Origin of the sequence: Metaclostridioides mangenotii (genome assembly GCF_018917235.1) — a bacterium.
Classification (GTDB): Bacteria; Bacillota; Clostridia; order Peptostreptococcales; family Peptostreptococcaceae; genus Metaclostridioides.
In genome coordinates this window covers 1-25,884 of sequence record NZ_JAHLOF010000002.1, presented here as the reverse complement: position 1 = coordinate 25,884, position 25,884 = coordinate 1, and the positions used below count along the sequence as shown (strand labels likewise).

Here is a 25,884-nt window from a genome sequence, read left to right as displayed (position 1 = left end):
AAAATGTTAAAATAGATATAATTTAAACTTAGGAGGACATAAAACTATGGAAAAAACAGTAAGGATAAAAAATAAAAGTGGGCTTCATGCAAGACCTGCGGGAATGTTTGTAAAAGAGGCATCTAAGTTTAGATCAGATGTAGATGTTATATCAAAAGATAGAAAAGTAAATGCAAAATCTATAATGGGAATAATGAGCTTGGGACTTTCGCAAGGAGAGGAAATAAAAATAGTAGTTAATGGAATAGACGAAGAAGAAGCGTTACAGTCACTTGTAGATTTGGTTGAAAACGAATTTGATGAAAAGTAAATAGATTGTCGATATCTTACAATTATGGGGGGAATTTCTATGTTTCTAAATGGTATAGGCGCTTCACCAGGTATTGCAATGGGAAAAGCTTTAGTAGTTGTGGACAATAAACCTATTATTGAAAAGAAAATTGTGGACAATGTAGACTATGAAATTGACAGACTTGATAGAGCAGTAGAAATTTCTAAATACGAGATGGAAGAACTTAAAAATAAGGCTTCAAAAGAATTGCCATATGATGAAGCTGAATTAGTTAGAAACCATCTCTCAATACTTGATAATTCTGATTTGATTGTTTCATCAAAAGAGAGAATTTATAAAGAAAAAGTAAATGCAGAGTATGCATTAATCCAAGCTAAAGAGCTATTTGTAACAATGTTTGAGTCTATGGGCAACACATACACATCAGAGAGGGCATTTGATATCAAAAGTGCAACTGAGAGATTAATTAAACACTTACAGGGTTTAGAAGTCATCGATATTTCTTTAATAGAAGAAGATACTGTCTTAATAAGTGATAAATTTGGTATTAGTGATTTAAATCTTATAAATGAAGACATGGTAGTAGGTGTTTTAAGTAATTTTGGTACAAATGCATCCATTTCAGCTATAATATCTAGAAGTATAGAAGTTCCATCTGTAGTTGGTTTAAATGATATAACCCAAAAAGTGAAAAACGGAGACTACATTGTCTTTGATGGCCGAAGCGGTAAAGTGGTTATAAATCCTGATGAAAATACAATAAGAGAATATGTAGAATACAAAAAGAAATACAATAGAGAAAAAGATATACTAAATACTTTAATAGGCAAAAATACAATAACATTAGATGGTAAAAATGTAAGTTTGCACGGTAATATATGTAGTCAAATAGATTTAGATAATATTATAAAAAATGATGCAGAAGGAGTAGGGCTTTGTAGAACAGAGTTTCTATACCTAAACAGAGATTTATCCCCAAGCGAAAATCATCAATATGAAGTGTACAAATCCATAATAAAAAAAATGGATGGTAAACCTATAATAATGCGAACTTTAGATATAGGTGCTGATGAAGAACTTAGTTACTTAAATATAGATGACGAGCTAAATCCATCACTTGGATATAGATCTATAAGGCTTTGTTTAGATAGATTAGATATTTTTAAAACACAATTGAGGGCTCTTTATAGAGCTAGTGTATACGGAAATTTAAAAATTACATTTCCGATGATTTCGTGTTTAAGAGAACTCATAGAAGTAAAGTCAGTACTAAGTGAAACATTGCAAGAGTTGGATAAAGAAGGTATAGACTACAATGATAATGTTGAGATTGGCGTTGTAATAGAAGTTCCGTCTTTGGCTATGATATCAGATATAATAATAAAGCATGTGGATTTTTTATCTATTGAAATTGAGGATTTAATACAGTTTACTTGTGCTGCAGACAGAACGAATCAACGTTTAAGCGATATATTTGAAAAATTTAATCCTGGAGTTCTGAGATTGATTAGATTTGTACTAGAAAATGCAAAAAAAGAGGGCAAGTGGGTTGAGATATGTGGAGAACCATGTGGAGACTTAAAAATGGTACCACTCCTGCTGGCAATAGGGTTTGATAAGCTATCAATGCCTCCGATTGCAATTTTAAATGTTAGAAATTTAATTAGTTCATTAAATACATCGGATTTTGAAGAGCTAAAAAATATAGTATTTTCATTGGAGACAGTTAAAGAAATATCCGAATATATGGATCATTTTCTAGAGCAGTCCTTTAGATTTCAATAGAAGAACAATTGAAATAAATATATTTGACCTCAGTTGTAGTTAATGAATTATACTATGTATTTACTAATTAATACCATAATAAAAATATTTTTAAATATTTTTATTAATATAGAGAATTATATTTCAAAAATAGTATAATATATAGACATAGAATATATTATACTATCTTGATTATTAATAGAAATAATAAATTCAGAAATACAGAATTGATAATCGAATAAACCCCAAGTAGCACCAAATTTTTATATATAAGAGTTAAGGTTGAGTATGGAAGATTTTAATTGTAAAATTACTTTTAAATGATGTTTATGTAGATCTTAAATTTAGAAATGTGAAAAGACAATGAAACATTCTAATAAAATATTCAATTTGATCTATTTGTGGGTTTATTTGTTTATTATATATTAATAGGAGTGGTTATCCACTCCTATTTTATTTTTTGTCGTGAGTTTTTAACAGGGCCTCAGATTATTCGACCAAATATTATCCACAATTACTCACAAAAAACACTTAAATACCCACAGGTTATGCACAGGTTATCCATAATTTGTGGATTTTAGAGAAAATTGAAAGATGTTTTATAAATTATTAACAAATGAATAGACAAACTCTTCAGAATTTCTTATAATGAAAGATAAGATGAACAAAAATAGATTCTTTGACACAATTGAAATTACAGCTTGGAAACGTTTTTTTAGAAATAAAGTCGAAAAATATGACCAGTTATGTATTTTAAATGCCCAGTTTTTCCTAAGGTGTTGAAAAAATCAAAATGAAGGGTTATCCTTCAATTAATTGATATTTGAAAGGGTGGTATTAAATGTTTAAATTAAGTGCAGATAGAATTACATCCGTTCTAGTCACCAATGAGCTTATTGATGAAAATGAGTTCAGGGTCTATTCGTACGGATTTGAACTAATAATTGCTTTTGCTGCTAATGCTTTGACTGTACTTTTCATAGGTTTAATTTTCGGAAAATTTGTACATACTTTATTATTTTTATTGACGTATTGTCCGATACGACAGTACGCTGGAGGTTTTCACGCAAAGAATTATTCAAGATGTTTGCTGACCTTCGCTACAATTTATTTAGTGACAATTTTAATTATTAATAATATAAATTTAGATACAACGCAAATTCCTTTGATGATAGGATTAGCAATAAGTTTAATTGGAATTTGCAAATTGGCACCAGTTGAACACAGAAATAACCCATTAAGCAATGCTGAGAGAATTCATCATAAGAAAGTTGCAGCAACATTATCATTAATAGTATTTTCAATAAATGTAGTTAGTATAAATTTAGGTATATTAACAGACTACTTTATTTTTAGTACATTTGCGCTATACTGGATTTTTATAATGCTAGTTCTTGCTATAGTTACGAACAGACGAACTAGTTGATTAAATAATATTTTGGAGGAGATTTGGTTGTTAGAAATATTTAAGATAAAAACGTTAAAATGCTGTAGTATAGTAGCATTGTTCATAGCAGTTTTATCAACAAATACTACATGTTCTTGGATTATGTACCACCCAGAACCATTAACAAATCAAAGAGGGAAAACTAGTAAGCATATTTTATAAATTAACTTTAATTGTTTCAGATTTTTTTTATCATTAAGTGGCTTGAAGAGAAGCTGTTTTAATGCTGTATGGGGGAAGTAATGTGTTAAATACATAAATGAAATAATATAGAAAGTCATGGAGATTATCCATGACTTTTTTGTCTTTTAAACATACAATATGATATAATTAGTTGAAATATATATTAGCAGAATCGATATATATAGTAACTTGGGAGGTAAAGTTTATTATGATACATAAGTTTTCAATGAATGGATATAATATTGCACTAGATGTAAACGGTGGATCAGTGCATATTTTAGATGATTTATCATATAAGATGTTAGATTTTTATGAGGATAAAACTAGAGAAGAAATAATAGATTCAATGAAGGGAGAATTTGACGAAAAATCGATAAGTGAATCATATAATGAAATTACTAGTTTAAAAGATGATGGTTTACTCTATTCTGAGGATACATACGAAAATCATCCTAGTTTTGTAAATAGAGAACAAGTTGTTAAGGCACTATGTCTAAATGTGGCGCATGATTGTAATCTTAAATGTAAATACTGTTTTGCAGCTCAAGGAGACTTTGGTGGAGACAAAGAATTGATGAGCTTTGAGGTCGGTAAAGCAGCTATAGATTTCTTGATTAATAATTCGGGCAATAGAAAAAATCTTGAAATAGACTTTTTTGGCGGAGAGCCGTTAATGAACTTCGACGTTGTTAAACAATTGGTCGAATATGGAAGAAGCGTGGAGAAAGACTACAATAAGAATATAAGATTTACAATAACTACAAACGGTGTGCTTTTAAATGATGAAATAATAAAATATATTAATGAAAATATGCACAATGTAGTCTTGAGTTTAGATGGCAGAAAAGATATAAATGATAGCATGAGACCAACAGTAAACGACAAGGGTAGCTATGATATTATCTTGCCTAAATTTAAAAAGTTGGTTGAAAATAGACCTAAAGACAAATACTACTATATAAGAGGTACATTTACTAGAGATAATTTGGATTTTTCAAAAGATATCATTCATTTTGCAAATGAAGGCTTTAAACTTACATCTGTAGAGCCGGTTGTTGGAGACGCAAGTAATCCTTATGCGCTTAGAGAAGAGGATCTACCAAAGATATTTGAAGAGTACGAAAAATTTGCAGATGAGTATGCGGATAGACAATTAAATGGTGAAGGTTTTAAATTTTTTCACTATATGATTGACTTAAATCAAGGGCCTTGCGTTATTAAGAGAATAACGGGATGTGGAGCTGGAAATGAATACCTATCAGTAACACCATCAGGAGACATTTATCCATGTCATCAGTTTGTCGGAAATGAAGAATTCAAAATGGCAAATATATTTGATGAAGAAATTATAATGCCAAAAGAATTAAAGCAGTCATTTAGAGAAGCACATGTGTACAGTAAAGATGAATGTAAAAAATGTTGGAATAAATTTTACTGTTCAGGTGGATGTCATGCTAATGCGATTAACTTCAACAATGATATTACTGTACCTTATGAGCTTGGATGTGATATGCAAAGAAAGCGTACAGAGTGTGCAATTATGATTCAGGCAAAACTAATGACAAAAGGAAATAAGTAATCTTTTTAGGAGGATGGACATGGTTATTAGAGATTTTAAAGGTATAAAACCGGAAATTGGCGAAAATGTATTTATTTCAGAAACTGCATCTATAATAGGTGATGTTAAGATAGGAAAAAACTGTAGTATTTGGTACAATGCCGTTTTAAGGGGTGATGGTGAATCTATAGTAATAGGGGATAATACAAACATTCAAGACGGAGTTGTTCTGCACGGAGACTATATAACGAAAATTGGCAACAATGTAACTGTAGGACACAAAGCTTTAGTTCACGGTGCGACAATTGGAGACAATACACTTATAGGTATGGGAGCTATAGTTTTAGATAATGCTATAATTGGTGCAAATTCTATTGTAGCTGCTGGCAGTGTAGTTACATCTGGCAAGAAATTTCCAGACGGTGTGCTTCTTATGGGAATTCCAGCTAAAGTTGTTAGAGAACTTACCAAAGAAGATATAGAGGAAAATAAAAGTTCTGCAAAATGGTATGTAGATACTGCAAATGGATATAAATAGAATAATATGATACAAATTTAGAGGGGGGCAATATTTTATTGTCTCCTTCTTAGGATAGAAAAAGAGTTTTGTCTATTAGAGGAGGAAGTAATTTGAGAATTAGTTATAGGCATTTAAAACGTTATAGAGAAATAGCTTATGTTTTAATAAAATATGGATTTAGTTTCATAGTAGAAAAACTAAATATTGAAGGCATAGCCTATAAAATACCGATCTTTGATACAACTGAAAATATTAAAAATATGTCGACTGGAGAGAGGTTGACGTTTGCACTTGAGGAACTTGGCCCAACATACATAAAGATAGGTCAAATACTAAGCACAAGAAAAGATCTTCTTGATCAGGATATTATAGATGAGCTTTCAAAACTTAGAGACGATACAGGTAAATTTCCAACTGGAATAGCCTTAGAAATATTTGAAGAGGAGATAGGGCAAGGAATAAAACAGGTATTTTCTCATTTTAATGAAGAGCCAATTGCTGCTGCTTCAATAGGGCAAGTATATGAAGCAACACTTAATACTGGAGAAGAAGTTATAATTAAGGTTCAAAGGCCAAATATAGAAAATACTATAAAATCAGATCTTGAAATTTTAAAGACCATTGCTGTTACATTAAAAGATCTAAAAAAAGATTATAAGATCGATTTAGTTGAAATAATAGAAGAATTTGAGACACAGCTTTTAAGAGAGCTGGACTATACTTTTGAAGCCATAAGTGCAACGAAATTTAGAAAAATGTTTAAAGACAGCGATGAAGTATATATACCTGAAGTGTATTTAGAGTGGTGTACAAAGAAAGTCTTAGTTATGGAAAAAGTTAAAGGCATAAAGCTTAGCGATATTGAGAAGATCAAGAGTCTCGGATGGGATGCTAAAAATATCGCTAACATCGGGGTTAGATCATTTTTTGTACAAATACTATCGGATGGATTTTTCCACGCAGATCCTCACCCAGGGAATATATTTGTTATTGGAAAAAATAAGATATCATACATTGATTTCGGCATGATCGGAATTATAGACAATAAGACTTTAAAAATGTTAAATGAGATTTCTTTAGCAGTAGTTGATAAAAACGTAGATAAAATAATATACTTACTCTTAGAAATGGATGCACTATCTAGCGAATCCAATTTATCGGGGTTTAGGCAGGATCTTTTATATCTTATCCATTATTACTACGATGTTCCTCTTGAAAAAATCAGTGCTACAGAAATACTAAATGAAGTTTTTAGATTTTTTAGAAAGTACAATGTAGTTCTTCCGAATCAACTAATTATTTTAGCTAAAACAGTAATAACTCTTGAGGGTACAGCTAGATTACTAAATCCTAAATTTTCTTTAGATTCTTTGAGTAAAGAATTTTTAAAACATTATTACAAACATAAGTTAAAATTAAAAGATCTCATTGCTGATTCTAGACAAAATATTGAAGAAGTAGTTTTGGATTTAAAATCGATTCCAAAACAACTCAAATCGATACTTCGTAATATAGAGAGAAACAATATAAAACTTAACATCGAAGATGTTAAAATGACTAAGTTAGAGTCTGTAATAGTGGAACTGACTTCTCAAATGTCTTTAACATTAGTGTTAGCTTCAATAATTATAGGATCATCTTTGATTTTGGCTTCTCCAAATATAGAAAATAATATATGGATAAAGTATACAGCTATGTCTGGTTTCTTTATATCATTTTTAATAGGAATATTTTTAGTTATAAAAAGTATAAGATCTAAATACAAAGATTAGAAATGTAAATTATCGATAAATATTAAATTATATTAAAAAATAGAGAAGAAATTTTAGTAACAAACAATTCTTTGATATAAGGGGGGAATTGTATTTGAAAAAATGGACTTTAAAACATTCCGGAAAAATTACAAAAAATAATCTAACGAATAATCTAGGAATTTCCCTGGAAATAAGTCAGATTTTGGAAAATAGAGGAATTAAAACAGAAGAAGATGCAGAAATATTTATGAATCCTTCTTTAAAGTATTTAAGAGATCCTTTTTTAATGAAGGATATGAGAAAATCCGTTGATAGAATAGAAAAAGCAATGGAAAATAACGAAAAGATCTGGATCTATGGGGATTATGATGTGGATGGGGTTTCATCTACTGCTGTATTATGTCTTTACTTTAAAGATATAGATTATCCAGTAAGTTACTATATTCCAAATAGGCTTGAAGAGGGATACGGTATAAATGAAGATGCAATTAGACTTATTAATGATAGAGGTTGTGATCTAATAATTAGCGTTGACTGTGGTATTACATCTACAAAAGAAGTGGATGTGGCAAATGAACTTGGAATAGATGTAATAATAACGGATCACCATGAGTGTCAAGAAGAAATTCCTAATGCGTACGCAGTAGTTAATCCAAAGCAGGTGGATTGCAACTATCCGTTTGATATGCTATGTGGCTGTGGTATTGCATTTAAATTAATACAAGCTTTGACACCAGCCGAAGAATTTGAGACAAAGATGTACAATTACTTAGAAATTGTGACACTTGCAACAATATGTGATATTGTGCCACTTAAAGACGAAAATAGAATTATCGTAAAAAATGGTTTAAAACTGATGAGAAAAGGCAAAAATATGGGATTAAGAGAGCTTTTAAAGGTCTGCGGTGTTGAAGGTGATAAGATAGGTTCATCACATATTGGATTCGCCGTAGGGCCCAGAATAAACGCAGCAGGGCGTCTCGGATTTTCTTATCTAGGTGTAGAGTTGTTTACTACAGACTCACAAAGAGAAGCAGAAGAAGTAGCTAATCTTCTAGAAGATAAAAATGAAGAAAGAAAAGCTATTGAAGCAGATATGTATAGAGAAGCAGAGGAAATTATAAATCTAGATAAAAGATTTGCGGACGATAAAGTATTAGTTATAGCAAGTGCAGGATGGCAACATGGAATCATAGGCATTGTAGCATCTAAACTTACAGAAAAATATTATAAGCCGACAATTCTTTTAAATATAGAAGATGGAGAAGCCACAGGATCTGCAAGATCAATCAAAGGATTTAGTATCTTCGATGCACTTATGAGATGTTCTGATCTTATGACAAAGTTTGGTGGTCATGAGCAAGCAGCTGGTCTTACCCTTCCATTAGAAAATATAGACAAGCTTAGAGATGAGGTAAATAAATATGCAGACTACAGCTTGACTAAAGAAGACATGATAGAAAATATAAGTGTGGAGTATGAGCTAGAAGAGGATTCCGTTAGTTTAGATCTAGTTGAAGAATTACATAATTTAGAGCCTTTTGGTATGAGTAATCCTACACCTAGATTTATAATGAGAAACTGCGAATTAAAAGATATATTTATTATGGGAAAAACTAGACAGCATTTGAAGTTAAAAGTTAAAAAACAAAGGGACATGAGTTCTATTAAAGTTAATGAATACGAGTGCGTAGGATTTAATATGGCATACTTAGCCGATAACTTTGAAGTAGGTGATAGGATAGATATTTTATTTCAGTTAGATAAAAATACCTATATGGGTAACACCAAGATACAATTTTTATTAAAAGATATGAGAATGTATCGTCCTAAAAATATAAATAACGACAAAGATAGCATTAGATTAATAAGAAAATTAGTACCAAATAATTTAGACGAACTTTATTATATTATAAAAGAAGAAAGTACAGATGAATATTCGCTAAAAGGAGATACAAATATAGATGTATTTGAGTATTTTGATTCAAATACCCTAATAATTGCAAACTCAGTAAATGGTTTTAACTCAGCCTTGTCAGATGTATCTTTGATAGATGGAGATTTTGATATAAATTACAATATTGTAGATACATCGAGGGATAGTGATAATATACAACTTATATTCGCTCCTTATATTGATAAAATAGATTTAAAAAGATATAATAATATTATTCTTTATGATTATTTATTTTGTTTAGACGAATACAATCATATTTACAAAAATAAAGGCGAAAATAGTAAAATCATTAAGTATTATAATGAAACTAATCTATTGTATATTCAAACTATAATTGATAACTTAATTCCAAATAGAGATGATTTTTTATCAATTTATAAAAATGTTATGATAAATAAAGAAATAAAACTTGATTTTGTTGATATCAAAAAGATCTTTGGTATAACTCCATTGAAATTTTTTACAGCATCAAGTGTATTTAAAGAACTTAAACTTCTCGATTATAGCTGTGAAAAAGATAGCATCTTCATAAGTATGTTACCGAAACCAGATAGCAAAATGGATTTAAACAGTAGCCTTATTTTAAAAAACTTGAATGAATTAATAAATAAATTTAAATGCAGCTATTAGGAGGGTTTGTATGGATTTAAAGAGTAAGATAAGAGATATTATGGATTTTCCCCATGAAGGTATAGATTTTAAAGATATAACCACTTTACTAAAAGATGGAGAAGCTTTTAAATATGCAGTAGATGCAATGGTGGAAAATCTAAAATCAAAAGATATAGACGTTGTAGTCGGTCCTGAAGCAAGAGGTTTTTTGATGGGTACACCAGTAGCTTATGGTTTAGGAATTGGGTTTGTTCCTATTAGAAAACCTGGTAAACTTCCAGGTGAAACAGAATCATATGAATATGGTTTAGAATATGGTACAGATACTTTGGAAATACATAAGGATGCTATAACAAAAGGTACAAAAGTAGCTATTGTTGATGATTTATTAGCTACTGGAGGAACTGTAGAAGCTTCTGCTAATCTTATTGAAAAGCTTGGAGGAGAAATTGTTTCCATGCAATTTTTAATAGAATTGGAGTTTTTAAATGCACGAGAGAAACTAACAAAGTACGATGTTAAATCTCTTATAAAGTACTAAAGAGTATTGATATAGTAATAAATACGCTACTTAAATTAGTATTTATCGAGTGGACTTAAATCTGCTTATAAAGTTTAATGAATTTTGTTGTCCGCTCGATAATGATATATATTAATATGAAGACTTTTAAGGGATCAGCTCAAAGAGATAAAAATATGTGATATTTTTATAAGTCATGAAAACCTAGTTTTCTGACTTTATTTGTATAAACATTTTTTATGCAACTTCTTAAAATGAGTATTGTTAATTTAAGATCATTAATTAATTTAAAAATTTCAAGAAATTGCTTATATATAAATAATTAGGGTATTAGGAGAAACAATCTATAAATTAATTTGCTTATCTATTTTAAATACATAAGCATACATTGTTATTAAGTTATTTTAATTGAAATAAATTTGAAACTTAATAGTAAACAATTAAAAATAAAAAATATTCTATATTTTTATTTCTTTTAGCACTACCCTATAAAACTAAAAAGTTTATTTGATTATACAATGCGCAGGAAACAAAATTTATTTTGTATCGGGAACTTAATAATAAAATAATTAAATAGATTTTGATGAAACAAAATTTTGATTAAACAGGTGGTTATATGCATGATAAAGAATTAGAAAAATTAATCGGTAAAATTAAATCCTACGCTCCGAATGCTGACTTCACTTTAGTAGAAAATGCATATGAACTAGCCAAAAAAGCACATGAGGGACAGCTTAGAAAGTCTGGTGAGCCTTATCTTATCCATCCTATCGCTGTAGCTAATATTTTGGCTAACATGGAGTTAGATATAGAAACTATAACTGCAGGTTTACTTCACGATGTTGTCGAGGATACGGAGTACACCTACGAAGATATAAAGGAGATGTTTGGTCAAGATGTAGCCGATTTAGTAGATGGAGTTACAAAACTTGGTCAAATAAAATACCAATCAAAAGAAGAGACTCAGTCTGAAAATTTAAGAAAGATGTTTTTAGCAATGGCAAAGGATATACGTGTGATTCTTATTAAATTGGCAGATAGACTTCATAATATGAGAACTCTTAAATATATGCCTCCAGAAAAGGCAAAATATAAGGCAAAGGAAACTCTTGAGATATACGGAGGCATTGCACATAGACTTGGTATATCAAAATTTAAGGTAGAATTAGAGGATTTAGCTTTAAGATTTATGGATCCAGATGGCTATTATAAATTAGTAAATAGTGTTTCTATGAAGAGAAGTCAGAGAGAGGCTTATATAGAAAAAATAGTTAAAATATTAAAAGATACATTTGATGAAATGAATATAGAATGTGATGTCTACGGAAGACCAAAGCATTTTTATAGTATATATAAAAAGATGGAGAAAAAGCACAAGACATTTGAGGAGATATTTGATTTATCAGCTGTCAGAGTTTTAGTAGACAGTGTAAAGGATTGTTATGCTGTTTTAGGTATTGTACACACACTTTGGAAGCCAATTCCAGGTAGATTTAAGGACTATATAGCTATGCCAAAGCCAAATTTGTACCAATCTCTCCACACTACAGTTGTTGGACCCGATGGTGAGCCACTAGAAATCCAAATACGTACTTATGAAATGCACAACATTGCTGAAAATGGTATAGCTGCACACTGGAAGTACAAAGAGGGAATAACTGATGCAACGACACAGAGATCACAAGAAAAACTTCAATGGCTAAAACAAATGATGGAATGGGAGAAGGACGTTAAAGATCCGCATGAATTTATGGATGCTCTAAAGGAAGATGTATTCAACAGTCAAGTTTATGTTTTCACACCTAGGGGTGATGTAATAGAACTTCCAGCTGATTCAACTCCAATAGATTTTGCCTACAGAGTTCATACAAAGGTAGGTAATAAATGCGTAGGTGCAAAAATAGATGGTAAGATAGTTCCACTCGATTATAAACTTAAAAACGGAAATATAGTGGAAATACTGACTTCTTCTAATTCTAACGGACCTAGTAGAGATTGGCTAAACATAGTTAAAACTCCAAATGCAAAGAGTAGAATTAGACAATTCTTTAAAAAAGAAAGAAGAGAAGAAAATATAGAGCGTGGTAATCTAATAATGGAAAGAGAATTTAAGAGACATGGACTTCCTACTAAGGATTCAAGTATTGATAAATATATGGCTTTAGTATCTAAAAAGTTTAATCAACCGACTGTTGAAGATTTGATTGCAACTATAGGTTATGGCGGTCTTATGGGTTCTCAGGTTACGAGTAAAGTCAAAGAACTTTATTTAAGAGATGTAAAAAAACAAAAGGCAGAACAACATCAACAAGTTGATGATATAGCCAAGCATAATATATCAGACCAAGAATACAGTAGTAAGAGAAAAAAAGGCTCTCAGCAAGGTGTTAGGGTTAAGGGGCTAGACAATATACTTATAAGATTTGCTAAGTGTTGTAATCCACTTCCAGGAGATGGTATAGTTGGATATATCACCAAGGGAAGAGGAGTCGCAGTCCATCGAACAGATTGTCCAAACATAATCCCAAAAGAGGATTCAGATGACTTCCTTAAAAATAGACTTATAGAAGTTGAATGGGATGGTATTGATAAAGCTAAGTTCGAGGCCGAAATACAGATACGAGCGGTAGATAGAAGAGGAATTGTAAATGACGTTACTCATATTGTCACACTTGAAAAAATTGCGTTAAATGGGATAAATGCGAGAAAAGGTAAAGAATCAATAGTTAATATAAATTTACTAATAGAGGTCGATGGTACACCTCAACTTGATTCACTGATGAAAAAGATCAAATCAATACCAGGTGTAGAAAGTGCCTATAGAATGACCAACTAAAGTCAGGAGGATGCTATGAGATCAGTAGTTCAAAGAGTAACTTCATCAAGTGTTACTGTTGATGAAGATATAATAGGGAAAATAGATAAAGGGCTTATGGTTTTACTTGGAGTAACACATGACGATACATCTAAAGATGTTGATTACATGATAGATAAGATTTTAAACCTTAGAATCTTTGAAGATGAAGATGATAAGATGAATTTGTCGTTAAAAGATATTGGAGGAGAACTTTTAGTTGTATCTCAATTTACACTTTATGGCGATTGTAGAAAAGGTAGAAGACCTAGTTTTACAAATGCTGCGAGGCCAGAACAGGCAGATAAATTATATGAAGAGTTTGTAGCAAAAGCAAAAGCACAGGGCTTGAATGTTGGAACTGGACAATTTGGAGCGCATATGATGGTAGACTTAACAAATGATGGACCTGTAACTATTCTGTTAGATTCAAGTAAATCTTTTTAGGGGGAATACAAAATGAAAATGGAAAAATTTGTTGATGATTACTGTGGAGTAAATAGCTATGTAGTAAGCGATGACGATACTAAAAAATGTATGGTAGTAGATCCAGGTGGAAGTCTAGAAAATATCAGTAATTATATAAAGAAAAATGATCTTGTGGTTGAATATATAGTTCTTACGCATGGTCATGGAGATCACATTGGATACGTAATGGAAATAAAAAATAAAACTGGCGCTAAAGTAGTTGCCAATAAAAATGAAAAAGAGATGCTAAACGATAAAGATAAGAATTTAAGTTCTAGGATGAAATGTGGAGCTCAAGAATTCGATGCCGATATATACGTAGATGATAAAGACACTTTAAAACTAGGAAACCTAAGTATGAGATTTATACATACTCCTGGTCACACTCAAGGTGGAATGTGTATAAGATTTGGCGATGATATGATAACTGGAGATACACTTTTTGCAGGTAGTATAGGAAGAACTGACCTATTTGGTGGAGATTTTAAAGCTATGGAAAAGAGCTTAAAGAAACTTTGTAAATTTGAAGATAATGTTAGAGTATATCCTGGTCATGGTCCAGCAAGTACACTTGGAATAGAAAAACAAAGTAATCCTTATCTTAGATAGTCTAAAATTAGGGAGTTGTTGAAGATGTTAGAAGTTTTACTAAAAGGACATGACTATAAATACGAAGTCGCAGAGTTAATAAAAATGTTTACTCATGATTTTAAATTTATAGAGCATATAGAAGATTTTAAAGTTAAAGAAACAAACGAAGAAAAACTAGAAGACAAACCTCTAATGATAAACTCGCTTTCACTAGAAGGCGAGACTTTATCATCAGAGATTAAATACTTTAGAGGTGGTCAAGTATTTTTTGAATATACAGAAAAAAATAGTCTAGAAGTTTTTGGAAAAATAAAAACATTTAGCGGTAAAAGTATAAATGACCTTAGAGAAAGAAAGTTAATCAAAGAAGATTTTGAATTCCTTGACAAAGAAGATCAAATGATTGCTAAAAAAGTATGCAAAGAGACTATAAAAAGAAGTTTTTATATTGCTCTTAAAAAATTATATGATGCTTATGTACCATGGGGGATTTTAACTGGAATTAGACCAGTTAAGGTCGTTCATAGTTTGTTGAGTGAAGGATTTAATGTTTCACAAATTAGAGAAAATCTTAATAAAAATTACTTTATTAGTGATGATAAAATTGATTTATGTTTAAATATAGCAAAGAAAGAGAGAACTTTTATTTATCCAATTGATGAAAATAAAATTTCGCTATATGTTAGCATACCATTTTGTCCAACTAGATGTCTTTACTGTTCGTTTCCTTCAAATTCATTGGCTGATTTTGGACACTTAAAAAGTGTATATGTGGATAAGTTGATTGAAGAAATAAAAGCTGTATCAATTTTAATAAAAAATACAGGAAAACAAATAGAGACACTATATATTGGTGGAGGAACGCCAACTACACTAAGTGCTCTGGAGATGGATAAACTTATAAATGCACTTTTTATGGAACTTGATTTATCCAAAATACTTGAATTTACAGTTGAAGCGGGTAGACCTGATACTATAACTAAAGAGAAGTTAGAAGTTCTAAAAAAACACAATGTAACTAGAATTAGTATTAATCCACAGACAATGAATGATGAGACACTAGAGAAGATAGGAAGAGAGCACAAGGTTGAGGATATTAAAGAATGCTTCAATCTAGCCAGAAAAATGGGATTTAATAATATAAATATGGATATTATACTCGGACTTATAGATGAAGATTTAGAAATGGTTAGAAATACTTTAGAGGAAATAAAAAAACTCTCCCCAGAAAGTTTAACTGTACACACGATGGCGGTTAAAAGAGCATCAAATTTAAAAATTAATATGGATAAGTACAAGAGTAAATTGACGCATGATCAAGAGGTCATAAAAATGATAGAACTATCCATGAAATACGCTTACGATATGGGGCTAAAACCATACTATATGTACAGACAAAAACATATGGTAGGAAATTTAGAGAATATAGGATATGCTAAAGATGGTTATGAGTGTATATACAATATACAAGTAATGGAAGAGAAACAGAGCAACTATGCACTCGGTGCAGGATCTATATCTAAGTTTGTCTACAACGATGAAAATAGAATAGAAAGAGTTGAAAATGTAAAAAATGTTGAACATTATATAGATAGAGTTGAAGAGATGACTCAGAGAAAAGAGAAGGAGGTATATAGAAATGTTAACAAAAGCTCCTAGAGGGACAAAAGACATAACTCCTAAAGAAGTTTACAAATGGACTTTTTTAGAGAATCATTTTAGAAATATTTGCGCTTTATACGGTTACGAAGAAATGAGAACACCTATGTTTGAGCACACAGAACTTTTTGAAAGAAGTGTAGGGGATACTACGGATATAGTACAAAAAGAAATGTATTCGTTTACTGATAAAGGCGAAAGAAATTTAACTCTAAAACCAGAAGGAACAGCAGGTGCTATAAGAGCATTCGTTGAAAATAAAATATACAGTGAAACACAACCTACTAAGTTATTTTATATAACTCCATGCTTTAGATACGAAAGACCTCAAGCGGGAAGACAAAGACAGTTCCACCAATTTGGAATAGAAGCGATTGGAAGTGATACTCCTTCTTTAGATGCTGAAGTCATATCATTAGCAGTTCAATTCTTAAATGAACTTGGCCTTAAAGACCTAGTTGTAAGTATAAACTCTGTGGGATGTCCAGTTTGTAGAGAGACTTACAATAAAAAACTCATGGAATTTTTGAGATCTAAAGCAGATGTACTTTGTGAGACTTGCAATGAAAGAATGGAAAAAAATCCGATGAGAGTGATCGATTGTAAAAATCCTACTTGTCAAGAAAATTTAAAGGATATACCTTACATTGTAGATAACTTATGTGAAGAGTGTGAAGAACATTTTTCAACATTGCAAACTTACTTAAAAGAAATGGATATTAATTTTGTTATAGATAAAAAAATAGTAAGAGGGCTTGACTACTACAGAAAAACTGCATTTGAAATTATATCAAACGATATAGGTGCGCAAAGTACAGTTTGTGGAGGCGGTAGATACGATGGTCTTGTAGAGCAAATCGGAGGACCAAAGGGTACTAGTGGCATAGGTTTTGGTTTAGGAGTAGAGAGACTTCTTCTTACATTAGAAAACAATAATATTGATATAGAAAACCCTAATTCAACAGACATTTTCATTGTTACTATAGGAAACAAAGCTAAGGTTAAGAGTTTTGGATTATTAAAAGAGCTTAGAGCGAATCAAATTAGTTCAGACAAAGATCACATAGACAGAAGTGTTAAAGCTCAATTTAAATACTCTGATAAAATAAAAGCTAAGTATACAGTAGTAATTGGCGATGATGAATTAGAAAATGATTTAGCTACACTTAAGAATATGAGTAATTCTGAGCAAAAAACTGTAAAGCTAAGCAATTTAGTTGAAGAATTAAAAGCAGTGCTGTAATTTTATTATTTTGATTATTAAATATGCTTTAGTAGTTTTAAATGATTGTAATTAATAGTTTGAATATCGTACTATAGAGATACAAGTATATTGACAGATCAAATACAAAATGATAATTTTAATAATTGTGATAGAGTTATAATAGTACGATACTATAATAGATGGAGGTAGCATTTTGGATACGTTAAATGGATTAAAGCGAACTCATTACTGTGGTGAGTTAAGAGAGACTAATATAGACGAAGAAGTTGTACTCATGGGATGGGTACAAAAGAAAAGAAATTTAGGTGGACTAGTTTTTACAGATTTGAGAGATAGAAGTGGTATATGTCAAATTGTATTTGATGTAGATGTAAACAAAGAAGCATTCGAAAAATCTGATGAATTAGGTTCTGAATATGTAATAGCAATTAAGGGAAAAGTTTCTGAAAGACAATCTAAAAACCCAAATATGCCTACAGGAGACATTGAAGTTTTTGCTACAGAACTTAGGATACTTAATAAATCAGAGACACCTCCGATTTATATAAAAGATGACGATGATGTTTCTGAAGCTTTAAGACTTAAGTACAGATATTTAGATCTTAGAAAACCTCATATGCAAAATAATTTACTACTTAGACACCAAGTGACTAACATAGTAAGACGTTATTTATCAAATGATGGATTCTGTGAAATAGAGACACCATTTTTAATAAATCCGACTCCAGAAGGAGCTAGGGATTATTTAGTGCCAAGTAGAGTTAACCAAGGAAAGTTCTACGGTCTACCACAATCTCCACAATTACTAAAACAGTTATTAATGCTGTCAGGAATGGATAAATATTTCCAAATAGTTAAGTGTTTCAGAGATGAGGACTTGAGAGCTGATAGACAACCAGAGTTTACACAAATAGACTGCGAAATGTCTTTCGTGGAGCAAGATGATGTTATTACAATGATGGAAGGCATGCTAAAAGAGATTTTTAAAGAAACTGTCGGAGTAGACATAGAATTACCAATTAGACAAATGAAGTATGTAGAAGCGATGGAAAAATACGGTTCAGACAAACCTGATTTAAGATTTGGATTCGAACTTGTAAACATATCTGACATAGTAGCTGACTGTGGATTTAAAGTATTTGCAGATGCAACTAAACCGGGAAACAGTGTTAGAGGAATAAATGTAAAAGGTCATGCAGATGATTTTACTAGAAAGCAAATAACATCTCTAGAAGATCATGCTAAAACTTATAAAGCTAAGGGATTAGCTTGGATGAAAATAACTGATGAAGGTGTTACTTCTCCAATAGCTAAATTCTTTACAGAAGAAGAATTAAATAAAATAGTAGATAGAATGGATGCTCATGTAGGAGATTTACTATTATTTGTAGCAGATAAAAACTCTGTAGTTTTCGATGCTTTAGGTCAAGTTAGATTAGAAGCTGCAAATAGATTGGGACTTCAGGATAAAGATAAATTTGAATTACTTTGGGTTACTGAATTCCCTATATTTGAGGAAGACGAAGAAACAGGAACATTTGCTCCAATGCACCATCCGTTCACATCGCCACTTGATGAAGACTTAGACAAAATAGAGCAAGAAGACAAAGCATCTTTGAAAGCTAAGGCTTATGATATTGTAGCAAATGGATATGAACTTGGTGGTGGAAGTGTTAGAATATCTGATTCTGAAGTACAAAAAAGAATGTTTAAAGCTCTTGGGCTTTCAGATGAAACAGTTGAAGAAAGATTTGGATACTTTATAGAAGCATTTAAATATGGAGCACCTCCTCATGCAGGAATAGCTATTGGTTTAGATAGACTAGTAATGCTACTTGCAAAAGAAAATAATATAAGAGAGGTAATAGCATTCCCTAAAAATCAAAATGCTGCTTGTCCACTTACTAATGCTCCAACACCAGCTGAAGATAAGCAACTTGAAGAGTTAGGTTTAAAGATAGTACCACAAAAATAACCTAACGGTTTTAAGTGAATGAAGAGAAGATTATTATATTAACCTAGCGGTTTTAAGTGAATGAAGAGAAGATTATTATATTAACCTAGCGGTTTTAAGTGAATGAAAAGAAGATTATTATATTAACCTAACGGTTTTAAGGTCTTGAAAAGATTTTAAATCAAACGCTTATTAAAACATTAGTTTTAATAAGCATAAAAATATAATATATTTTTATCTCCTTCTAACCCCAAAGAATGGTCCAGCTAAATAAATTCATTATAGGGTGATGCGACAATCAAAATCGTACCGATAATTTTGCCGTGGAGCATCAATCTATAATGTAATTTATTTAGCGACCCATAATTACCACTTGAGGTATTTGAAAGAAAAACCTATAATAGATATAAAAGCTAAATAAGCTAGAAAAAACGTATGAGGTGAATTTATGGAAGAAAAAAAGTTATCTCAAGTAAATAATAAGGATGCTCTTTCGAAGAGACTTAAGAAGATAGAGGGGCAAGTAAAGGGAATTCAAAAGATGGTTGAAGACGAAAGATACTGTGTAGACATACTTGTTCAGATTTCAGCTGTTAGATCTGCAATAAATAAAGTTGGGACTATACTTCTTGAAAATCACATTAAAGGTTGTGTAACTGAAAGTATTAAGCACGATGATTATTTAGAAACAGATAACACAATTGAAGAACTTATGGACACTATTAATAAGTTTACTAAGTAAGGAGGAGTTTTTAATGAATCAAAGTGGATTTATTGTTGAAATTATCGATGAGGTAACTGCAAAGGTTCAGATGCAACAACACTCAGCATGTGCTCATTGTGGAAAATGTGCTACAGTTTCATCTGAGAGCAAGGATATACTCGTTGAAGTTGATAATACGTACGGTGCAAAAGTAGGGGATCACGTTGAAGTTAATATGGATAACATAAATGTTATTAAGGCAGCTGCTATAGTTTATATAGTTCCATTAATTGCTCTGCTTGTTGGTACAATCGGAACTTATTATACGTTAAATGCTTTAGGTTTTTCTGGTAATACAGAAATAATATGTGCAGTTATTGGAATTGCGCTAACATTAGCTTCTTATTTGTGGATGAAGGCAAATGATAAAAAATTTAAAGATAGTAGAAATTATATTCCAGTAGTAACTAGAATTTTAATTGATTTATAGGTAATATCTAAAAGGTAATAATATATATGAATTTATTATAAAAATATATGGATTAGATTAGGGTTATAAAATTCATTGAATTACATTTCGTATCTTGTGATTTAGTTGATTTTAATAACCCATTTTTATTTTGTATTTTTAGTTTCTGTTACTATTAAATCGTATAGTCTGTTTATGAATTAAGTTATAATTAGGAAAAAATCATGAGATCGTTATAAAAATTATATAAAAAACCTACTGGACTAGTTTATGTATTCTAATTCAGTAGGTTTTATTTTTAAATATTAGTTCTTTGGTTTAGGTTCTAAATCATCTAAATCAAAATCTATACTTGGACTTTGACTAAAGTCATCATTATAACAAGATATATTAGAATCTGATTTTTTATTTAAAACTTCATAATCGTATTCTTTAGTTTCAATTCCTCTTTCAGTTGAGCTATACCCATAATCTGATTGATTGTCAATTTGTGGGTTGATTTCTGAAGAATTACCTGCTTTAATAGCTTCTTGTGCTAGTTTTCTTTGTTTTCTTTCGGCGATCTGCCTAGATCTAACAATATTCAATGTTCTTACAAGCGATGTTATAACAAGTACTCCAAGGGCTATCGCAGCACTTAAAAATATAGCATCAGTTCCTTTAGTAACTGACATAGAGTAATTTTTTTGAATCATAAATAACATCGTATTGTAGAGACCTATCCCGGGGATTAGCGGTAGAATACCTGGTATAACAAATACTATAGCCGGTTGCTTCATTTTTCTTGCTAGAATTTCACTACACAATGAGACAAAAGCACCGGCAACAAACCCAGCAAATGCTGTACTTGTAGATAGATTAAATAAGTATATATAAATAATCCAACCTATACCACCAGTTATACCTGCTGGCGCTAAAAGACGGGTAGGAGTATTAAAAAAGACTGCAAAACCAACGGTTGCAAGCCCTGAAAAGAAAAAATGCAAAATTATTGGCATATCAGTCATTATAAGATACCTCCTATTTTATACCACATATTAAGTACAAAACCTACACCTGCGGCTATTGATACAATAATCATCGCAGCATCAAATGCCCTAGAAATTCCAGAGAGTAGATTTCCCGAAATTAAATCCCTAATTGCCTTTATAAAAGCGACTCCAGGTAGCAGTGGCATTATCGATCCAACGATTAGCATCTTGGGATCTCCAAGTATACCAATCTCTGATAACAACACACCGGAGACAGCAATTAGGAAAGAAGTAACTAAACACGAAAAAACTGTTATAGAACTTAACCTCATTATTTGATTGTAAGTAATAGCAGCACATATCGCTATGATAAATGTGAGTATAAAGTTTAAAATGCTATTTCCACCTAGTAAGCAAGCGAAACATGCTGATCCGAGTCCTGTAAATGTATAATAAATAGGCATTGGATACGGTTTTAAATTTTGTATTTCGTATAGCCTAGAGATAGCACTTTTAGTATCGTAATCTTTGTTGCTTACAAATTCTCTAGAGAATTCGTTTAGTAGTGAAATTTTATTTAAGTTTATTCCTCTAAAATCAATAGTCTTCATAAAAGACAACCCATCAAATTTTTCATCGGAAATGATAACTACTGTTGGGGTTGTAAACACATTGACGTGATTAAATCCTCTAGATTTACAAATTCTAAGCAAACTATCTTCCACACGGTAAGTTTCAGCACCGTTTTTCATCATAAGCTCACCAACAAATAATGCAACTTTGAGTACATCTTTTTTCTGGCTTTGGATACTTTTTTCCCCCATAACACACCTCCAATAAAAGTAATGATATTGTGATTATATCAAATTTATATGCAAAGTTAATACCTATTATAAAAAAAAATAATTAATTTTTTTTTAACAATATTTAAATAATAAAAAATAGCCTTTTATTATTGATATCAAAACGTTTGAAAGCTATTTATTATTTTGTACTTATTATTTATATTTAAACATAAATTAAAAAAATACTTGACTATTATTTACTTTGGTTCTATAATCATGTATTAATAATTTGTTATCAATTTGATAATGTAAAATTATGGGAACCAAAATAATAAGACTATATTTTAGGAGGTAGTAACATGTTTAAAAATTTAAAAAAAATGGATCAAGAAATTTATGATAGTATGAAAAGAGAGCTTACGAGGCAACAACGTAACATAGAATTGATCGCCTCTGAAAATATAGTCTCATTACCGGTGATGGAATCCATGGGAAGTCATTTGACCAATAAGTATGCGGAAGGGTATCCAGGCAGAAGATACTATGGTGGATGCGAATATATAGATGAAATTGAAACAATAGCAATCGAAAGACTAAAAAGAATATTTGGGGCTGAACACGCAAATGTTCAACCACATTCAGGTGCGAATGCTAATTTAGGAGTGTACTTTGCAATGCTAAAACCAGGAGATGTGGTTATGGGTATGAATTTATCTCAAGGAGGTCACTTAACTCATGGTTCAAAGGTAAGTATTTCTGGACAATACTTTGACTTTCATGAGTATGGAGTTTCAACTGAAGATGGTACTATAGATTTTGAAAATGTTAGAAAGGTCGCACATGAAGTAAAGCCGAAGATGATAGTGGCTGGAGCAAGTGCATATCCAAGGGAAATAGATTTTAAAAAGTTTAAAGTTATAGCAGATGAGGTAGGAGCTCTACTTATGGTAGATATGGCTCACATAGCGGGTCTAGTCGCCGCTGGACTTCATCAAAATCCATGTGAGTTTGCTGATTTTGTTACGACTACTACTCATAAAACTTTGAGGGGCCCACGTGGAGGAGCAATATTATGTAAGGAAGAATATGCTAAAGCAATTGATAAAGCTATATTTCCAGGAATACAAGGTGGTCCACTAGAGCATATAATCGCTTCAAAGGCTGTATGTTTTAAAGAAGCTCTTAGTGAAGATTTTAAAGAATATCAAAATCAAGTTGTAAAAAATGCGAGGGTTTTAGCCGATGAACTAAGGAATAGAGGCTTTGAATTAATTTCTGGAGGAACTGATAACCACTTGATTTTATTGGATTTAACTAATAAGGCGATAACTGGTAAAGAAGCTGAAAAGAGATTAGATGATGCTTATATAACTGTAAATAAAAATACGATTCCTTTTGATCCAAATGGCCCTTTTGTAACAAGTGGTGTGAGAATAGGGACTCCAGCAGTTACTACAAGAGGTATGAAAGAAGCGGATATGGTTGTAATAGCTGAAGCAATTGATTTATGCTTAACTGAAAATGACGAAGTGAATGCTCAAAAACTTGTAGTAGATTTGACTGAGAAATATCCTCTTTACAATCAATACAATCTGATGGATTAATATGATAGTGTGCTGTAACAAACTGTCAAATTGCCCATATAATATATTATCTTTTGAAAAGGGGAAATATATATGGCTTTGACAACAGCACACTATATTTATATTTCGTTTATCTTTATTATTTTAGTAACCATGATATTAAAAAAGGATACTGTTGTTCCTTGCATCTTAGGGATTTTTTCTCTAGGAATTTTTTATAATAAGACTCTTTTTGGTGCTATAGGAGCAGTTTTTAATTCTTTTATAATATCTTTAAACGAGCTGGGTCCAATAATACTTATAATAGCAATAATGGTTGCTTTATCAAAAGCATTAGAAGAAAATGACGCTATTGAGTATATGGTTAAGCCGTTTTCTAAAGTAATTAAAAATCCAACTTCTGCGTTTTTTGTCACAGGAGTAGTTATGTTGATTTTATCTTGGTTTTTCTGGCCTACCCCAGCAGTAGCGTTAGTTGGGGCGATATTCTTGCCAGTGGCGATTAGAGCTGGATTACCTGCTATTGGAGTAGCAGTGGCACTAAATTTATTTGGTCATGGTCTTGCGTTATCTACCGATTTTTTTATACAAGGGGCTCCCAGTATAACATCTGGAGCTGCAGGAGTTGAAGTGGCAGATGTAATTAACGATGGGATGATTTTATTTTGGGTAATGGCAATAGTAACTATAGCTGTTGCTTTTTATACTTTAAAGAGAGATATAAAAAAGGGGTTATTTTTAAATGAAGTAAGAGATGCAGAAGAGAAACAAGAGAAAAAATTTAATATAAAAGCTAGAATAGCAACATTGATGGTAGGAGTAGCATTTACAATGGATATAGCAGTAATGTTTATTTTCGACTTAAAAGGTGGCGATGCAACTGCACTATTAGGCGGAACTGCTGTATTTTTAATTATTTTAATTGATCTTATGAACTATGGTAAAGACAGTTTTGATAAAGTCTGTGAAAATATAATAGAGGGTTTTGTGTTTGGAATAAAAATATTTGGTGCCATAATTCCGATAGCAGCTTTCTTTTATATGGGAGAAGTCGATCCGCTTACAAGTGTATTTGGTCCTGTATTGGCAAAGGGATCTGGCGGCCTTTTATCTGATATAGGTATTGCCATATCAAATTCAGTACCACTAAATAAAGTTGCAGTTGCTGGTATACAAACTGTAGTAGGGGCTATAACCGGATTAGATGGTTCAGGTTTTTCGGGAATCTCTCTAGTAGGATCCTTGGCTTCTGTCTTCGGAACCGCAATAAACGCAAGTATTGGAGCTTTGGCAGCTTTAGGTCAAATTGCTGGTATCTGGGTAGGTGGTGGATGCCTAGTACCATGGGGATTGATATCTGCAGCAGCAATTTGTGGAGTTGATCCAATTGAACTTGCTAAGAGAAACTTTAAACCAGTTATAATTGGCCTTATAGCAACAACTATAGTTGCAATGTTTATCATATAGGGTTTCGCAATTAATACTTTAGCGTTAAAGTGACTGTTCTTATACTAGACAGTCATTTTAACATTTTAATTTATCACTTTATTAAGTTACTTAATTGATTTGGTATTAAGAAGTATAATTTAATAAGATCTTTAATTCTTTTCAAGAATAGCTAATATTATAGATAATTGATTAGAAATGGACTTTATAAAACACAGTTAAATACAATACATAGGTAATAAAATAAAAAAAAATTAAAAAAATATAAAAAAAATGTAAAAAATAGTTGACCATATTAAAATAAGGTGATATTATTATACATGTACTCGAAGCGGGTACAAAAAGAACATTGAAAATTAAACAGTAGGTTAATTTATAAGAAAACAAGAAACAAACCATATAAAGCCAGATATTTTGATAACAATAGTATCTGAGCCATCAAATTTTTTATGAGAGTTTGATCCTGGCTCAGGATGAACGCTGGCGGCGTGCCTAACACATGCAAGTCGAGCGAACCCCTTCGGGGGAGAGCGGCGGACGGGTGAGTAACGCGTGGGTAACCTACCCTG

At 31.2% G+C, this 25,884-nt stretch carries 21 protein-coding genes and 1 rRNA gene; 20 read left to right on the top strand and 2 right to left on the bottom strand.

Annotation, left to right across the window (positions count from 1 at the left end; all coding sequences use genetic code 11):
- Window positions 1-46: 46 nt before the first annotated feature.
- From KQI18_RS03450 to KQI18_RS03370, 17 genes are all read left to right on the top strand, one after another.
- A complete protein-coding gene (locus tag KQI18_RS03450; RefSeq protein ID WP_216466277.1) occupies window positions 47-310 on the top strand; it encodes an HPr family phosphocarrier protein in 264 nt (87 codons plus the stop codon).
- A 39-nt stretch (window positions 311-349) separates the two neighbouring features.
- Window positions 350-2,077: a phosphoenolpyruvate--protein phosphotransferase gene (gene ptsP, locus KQI18_RS03445; protein WP_216466276.1), complete on the top strand. Its 1,728-nt coding sequence runs from the start codon at window positions 350-352 to the stop codon at window positions 2,075-2,077.
- Between the two features lie 820 nt (window positions 2,078-2,897).
- Window positions 2,898-3,482: an accessory gene regulator ArgB-like protein gene (locus KQI18_RS03440; protein WP_216466275.1), complete on the top strand. Its 585-nt coding sequence runs from the start codon at window positions 2,898-2,900 to the stop codon at window positions 3,480-3,482.
- A gap of 27 nt (window positions 3,483-3,509) precedes the next feature.
- Window positions 3,510-3,665 carry a cyclic lactone autoinducer peptide gene (locus KQI18_RS03435; protein ID WP_216466274.1) on the top strand — a complete coding sequence of 52 codons (156 nt, stop codon included), beginning with the start codon at window positions 3,510-3,512 and terminating at the stop codon, window positions 3,663-3,665.
- Window positions 3,666-3,894: 229 nt separating this feature from the next.
- Window positions 3,895-5,265: a thioether cross-link-forming SCIFF peptide maturase gene (gene scfB / locus KQI18_RS03430; RefSeq protein ID WP_216466273.1), complete on the top strand. Its 1,371-nt coding sequence runs from the start codon at window positions 3,895-3,897 to the stop codon at window positions 5,263-5,265.
- A gap of 19 nt (window positions 5,266-5,284) precedes the next feature.
- On the top strand, window positions 5,285-5,782 hold the full coding sequence (locus KQI18_RS03425) for a gamma carbonic anhydrase family protein (RefSeq protein ID WP_216466272.1): 498 nt from the start codon (window positions 5,285-5,287) through the stop codon (window positions 5,780-5,782).
- Between the two features lie 92 nt (window positions 5,783-5,874).
- Window positions 5,875-7,536, top strand: a complete 1,662-nt coding sequence (locus KQI18_RS03420; protein ID WP_216466271.1) for an ABC1 kinase family protein — start codon at window positions 5,875-5,877, stop codon at window positions 7,534-7,536.
- A 94-nt stretch (window positions 7,537-7,630) separates the two neighbouring features.
- Entirely contained in the window at window positions 7,631-10,105 is a 2,475-nt protein-coding gene (gene recJ / locus KQI18_RS03415; RefSeq protein WP_216466270.1) for a single-stranded-DNA-specific exonuclease RecJ, read from the top strand.
- A gap of 10 nt (window positions 10,106-10,115) precedes the next feature.
- Window positions 10,116-10,628 (top strand): adenine phosphoribosyltransferase, encoded by a 513-nt coding sequence (locus KQI18_RS03410; protein WP_216466269.1) that lies wholly within the window; start codon window positions 10,116-10,118, stop codon window positions 10,626-10,628.
- 595 nt (window positions 10,629-11,223) lie between these two features.
- The gene (locus tag KQI18_RS03405) at window positions 11,224-13,443 is read left to right on the top strand and encodes a RelA/SpoT family protein (RefSeq protein ID WP_216466268.1); all 2,220 of its coding nucleotides are present in this window, start codon (window positions 11,224-11,226) and stop codon (window positions 13,441-13,443) included.
- 15 nt (window positions 13,444-13,458) lie between these two features.
- The gene (gene dtd / locus KQI18_RS03400) at window positions 13,459-13,908 is read left to right on the top strand and encodes a D-aminoacyl-tRNA deacylase (protein ID WP_216466267.1); all 450 of its coding nucleotides are present in this window, start codon (window positions 13,459-13,461) and stop codon (window positions 13,906-13,908) included.
- 12 nt (window positions 13,909-13,920) lie between these two features.
- On the top strand, window positions 13,921-14,538 hold the full coding sequence (locus tag KQI18_RS03395; protein WP_216466266.1) for an MBL fold metallo-hydrolase: 618 nt from the start codon (window positions 13,921-13,923) through the stop codon (window positions 14,536-14,538).
- Between the two features lie 24 nt (window positions 14,539-14,562).
- Window positions 14,563-16,179 carry a coproporphyrinogen dehydrogenase HemZ gene (gene hemZ / locus KQI18_RS03390; protein WP_216466265.1) on the top strand — a complete coding sequence of 539 codons (1,617 nt, stop codon included), beginning with the start codon at window positions 14,563-14,565 and terminating at the stop codon, window positions 16,177-16,179.
- Window positions 16,160-17,422 (top strand): histidine--tRNA ligase, encoded by a 1,263-nt coding sequence (hisS, locus tag KQI18_RS03385; RefSeq protein ID WP_216466264.1) that lies wholly within the window; start codon window positions 16,160-16,162, stop codon window positions 17,420-17,422. Before hemZ ends, hisS begins: the two co-directional genes overlap by 20 nt.
- A 175-nt stretch (window positions 17,423-17,597) precedes the next feature.
- Window positions 17,598-19,379, top strand: coding sequence for an aspartate--tRNA ligase (gene aspS, locus KQI18_RS03380; protein WP_216466263.1), 1,782 nt, complete (start codon window positions 17,598-17,600; stop codon window positions 19,377-19,379).
- 427 nt (window positions 19,380-19,806) lie between these two features.
- Window positions 19,807-20,100 (top strand): metal-sensitive transcriptional regulator, encoded by a 294-nt coding sequence (locus KQI18_RS03375; RefSeq protein WP_216466262.1) that lies wholly within the window; start codon window positions 19,807-19,809, stop codon window positions 20,098-20,100.
- A 13-nt stretch (window positions 20,101-20,113) separates the two neighbouring features.
- The gene (locus KQI18_RS03370) at window positions 20,114-20,551 is read left to right on the top strand and encodes a SoxR reducing system RseC family protein (RefSeq protein ID WP_216466261.1); all 438 of its coding nucleotides are present in this window, start codon (window positions 20,114-20,116) and stop codon (window positions 20,549-20,551) included.
- A gap of 284 nt (window positions 20,552-20,835) precedes the next feature.
- Here the strand turns inward: KQI18_RS03370 and KQI18_RS03365 are convergent, their stop codons facing one another.
- Together KQI18_RS03365 and KQI18_RS03360 are read right to left on the bottom strand one after the other, a co-directional pair.
- Window positions 20,836-21,537, bottom strand: a complete 702-nt coding sequence (locus KQI18_RS03365) for a threonine/serine exporter family protein (protein ID WP_216466260.1) — start codon at window positions 21,535-21,537, stop codon at window positions 20,836-20,838.
- Window positions 21,537-22,325, bottom strand: coding sequence for a threonine/serine exporter family protein (locus tag KQI18_RS03360; RefSeq protein ID WP_216466259.1), 789 nt, complete (start codon window positions 22,323-22,325; stop codon window positions 21,537-21,539). The genes KQI18_RS03365 and KQI18_RS03360 overlap by 1 nt, the downstream gene beginning before the upstream one ends.
- 320 nt (window positions 22,326-22,645) lie before the next feature.
- On the opposite strand from KQI18_RS03360, the gene glyA reads away from it, so the two are divergent.
- The 3 genes from glyA to KQI18_RS03345 all read left to right on the top strand — a co-directional run.
- A complete protein-coding gene (glyA, locus tag KQI18_RS03355) occupies window positions 22,646-23,890 on the top strand; it encodes a serine hydroxymethyltransferase (protein ID WP_216466258.1) in 1,245 nt (414 codons plus the stop codon).
- 72 nt (window positions 23,891-23,962) lie between these two features.
- Entirely contained in the window at window positions 23,963-25,336 is a 1,374-nt protein-coding gene (locus KQI18_RS03350) for a hypothetical protein (RefSeq protein ID WP_216466257.1), read from the top strand.
- 424 nt (window positions 25,337-25,760) lie between these two features.
- A 16S ribosomal RNA gene (locus KQI18_RS03345) occupies window positions 25,761-25,884 on the top strand; the annotation flags it as partial.

What these genes read in the sequence shown, in the direction of transcription:
- KQI18_RS03450 (WP_216466277.1), top strand. Translation starts at nt 47, where the DNA reads ATGGAAAAAACAGTAAGGATAAAAAATAAAAGTGGGCTTCATGCAAGA.
- ptsP (WP_216466276.1), top strand. Translation starts at nt 350, where the DNA reads ATGTTTCTAAATGGTATAGGCGCTTCACCAGGTATTGCAATGGGAAAA.
- KQI18_RS03440 (WP_216466275.1), top strand. Translation starts at nt 2,898, where the DNA reads ATGTTTAAATTAAGTGCAGATAGAATTACATCCGTTCTAGTCACCAAT.
- scfB (WP_216466273.1), top strand. Translation starts at nt 3,895, where the DNA reads ATGATACATAAGTTTTCAATGAATGGATATAATATTGCACTAGATGTA.
- KQI18_RS03425 (WP_216466272.1), top strand. Translation starts at nt 5,285, where the DNA reads ATGGTTATTAGAGATTTTAAAGGTATAAAACCGGAAATTGGCGAAAAT.
- KQI18_RS03410 (WP_216466269.1), top strand. Translation starts at nt 10,116, where the DNA reads ATGGATTTAAAGAGTAAGATAAGAGATATTATGGATTTTCCCCATGAA.
- KQI18_RS03405 (WP_216466268.1), top strand. Translation starts at nt 11,224, where the DNA reads ATGCATGATAAAGAATTAGAAAAATTAATCGGTAAAATTAAATCCTAC.
- dtd (WP_216466267.1), top strand. Translation starts at nt 13,459, where the DNA reads ATGAGATCAGTAGTTCAAAGAGTAACTTCATCAAGTGTTACTGTTGAT.
- KQI18_RS03395 (WP_216466266.1), top strand. Translation starts at nt 13,921, where the DNA reads ATGAAAATGGAAAAATTTGTTGATGATTACTGTGGAGTAAATAGCTAT.
- hemZ (WP_216466265.1), top strand. Translation starts at nt 14,563, where the DNA reads ATGTTAGAAGTTTTACTAAAAGGACATGACTATAAATACGAAGTCGCA.
- hisS (WP_216466264.1), top strand. Translation starts at nt 16,160, where the DNA reads ATGTTAACAAAAGCTCCTAGAGGGACAAAAGACATAACTCCTAAAGAA.
- KQI18_RS03375 (WP_216466262.1), top strand. Translation starts at nt 19,807, where the DNA reads ATGGAAGAAAAAAAGTTATCTCAAGTAAATAATAAGGATGCTCTTTCG.
- KQI18_RS03370 (WP_216466261.1), top strand. Translation starts at nt 20,114, where the DNA reads ATGAATCAAAGTGGATTTATTGTTGAAATTATCGATGAGGTAACTGCA.
- KQI18_RS03365 (WP_216466260.1), bottom strand. Translation starts at nt 21,537, where the DNA reads ATGACTGATATGCCAATAATTTTGCATTTTTTCTTTTCAGGGCTTGCA.
- KQI18_RS03360 (WP_216466259.1), bottom strand. Translation starts at nt 22,325, where the DNA reads ATGGGGGAAAAAAGTATCCAAAGCCAGAAAAAAGATGTACTCAAAGTT.
- glyA (WP_216466258.1), top strand. Translation starts at nt 22,646, where the DNA reads ATGTTTAAAAATTTAAAAAAAATGGATCAAGAAATTTATGATAGTATG.
- KQI18_RS03350 (WP_216466257.1), top strand. Translation starts at nt 23,963, where the DNA reads ATGGCTTTGACAACAGCACACTATATTTATATTTCGTTTATCTTTATT.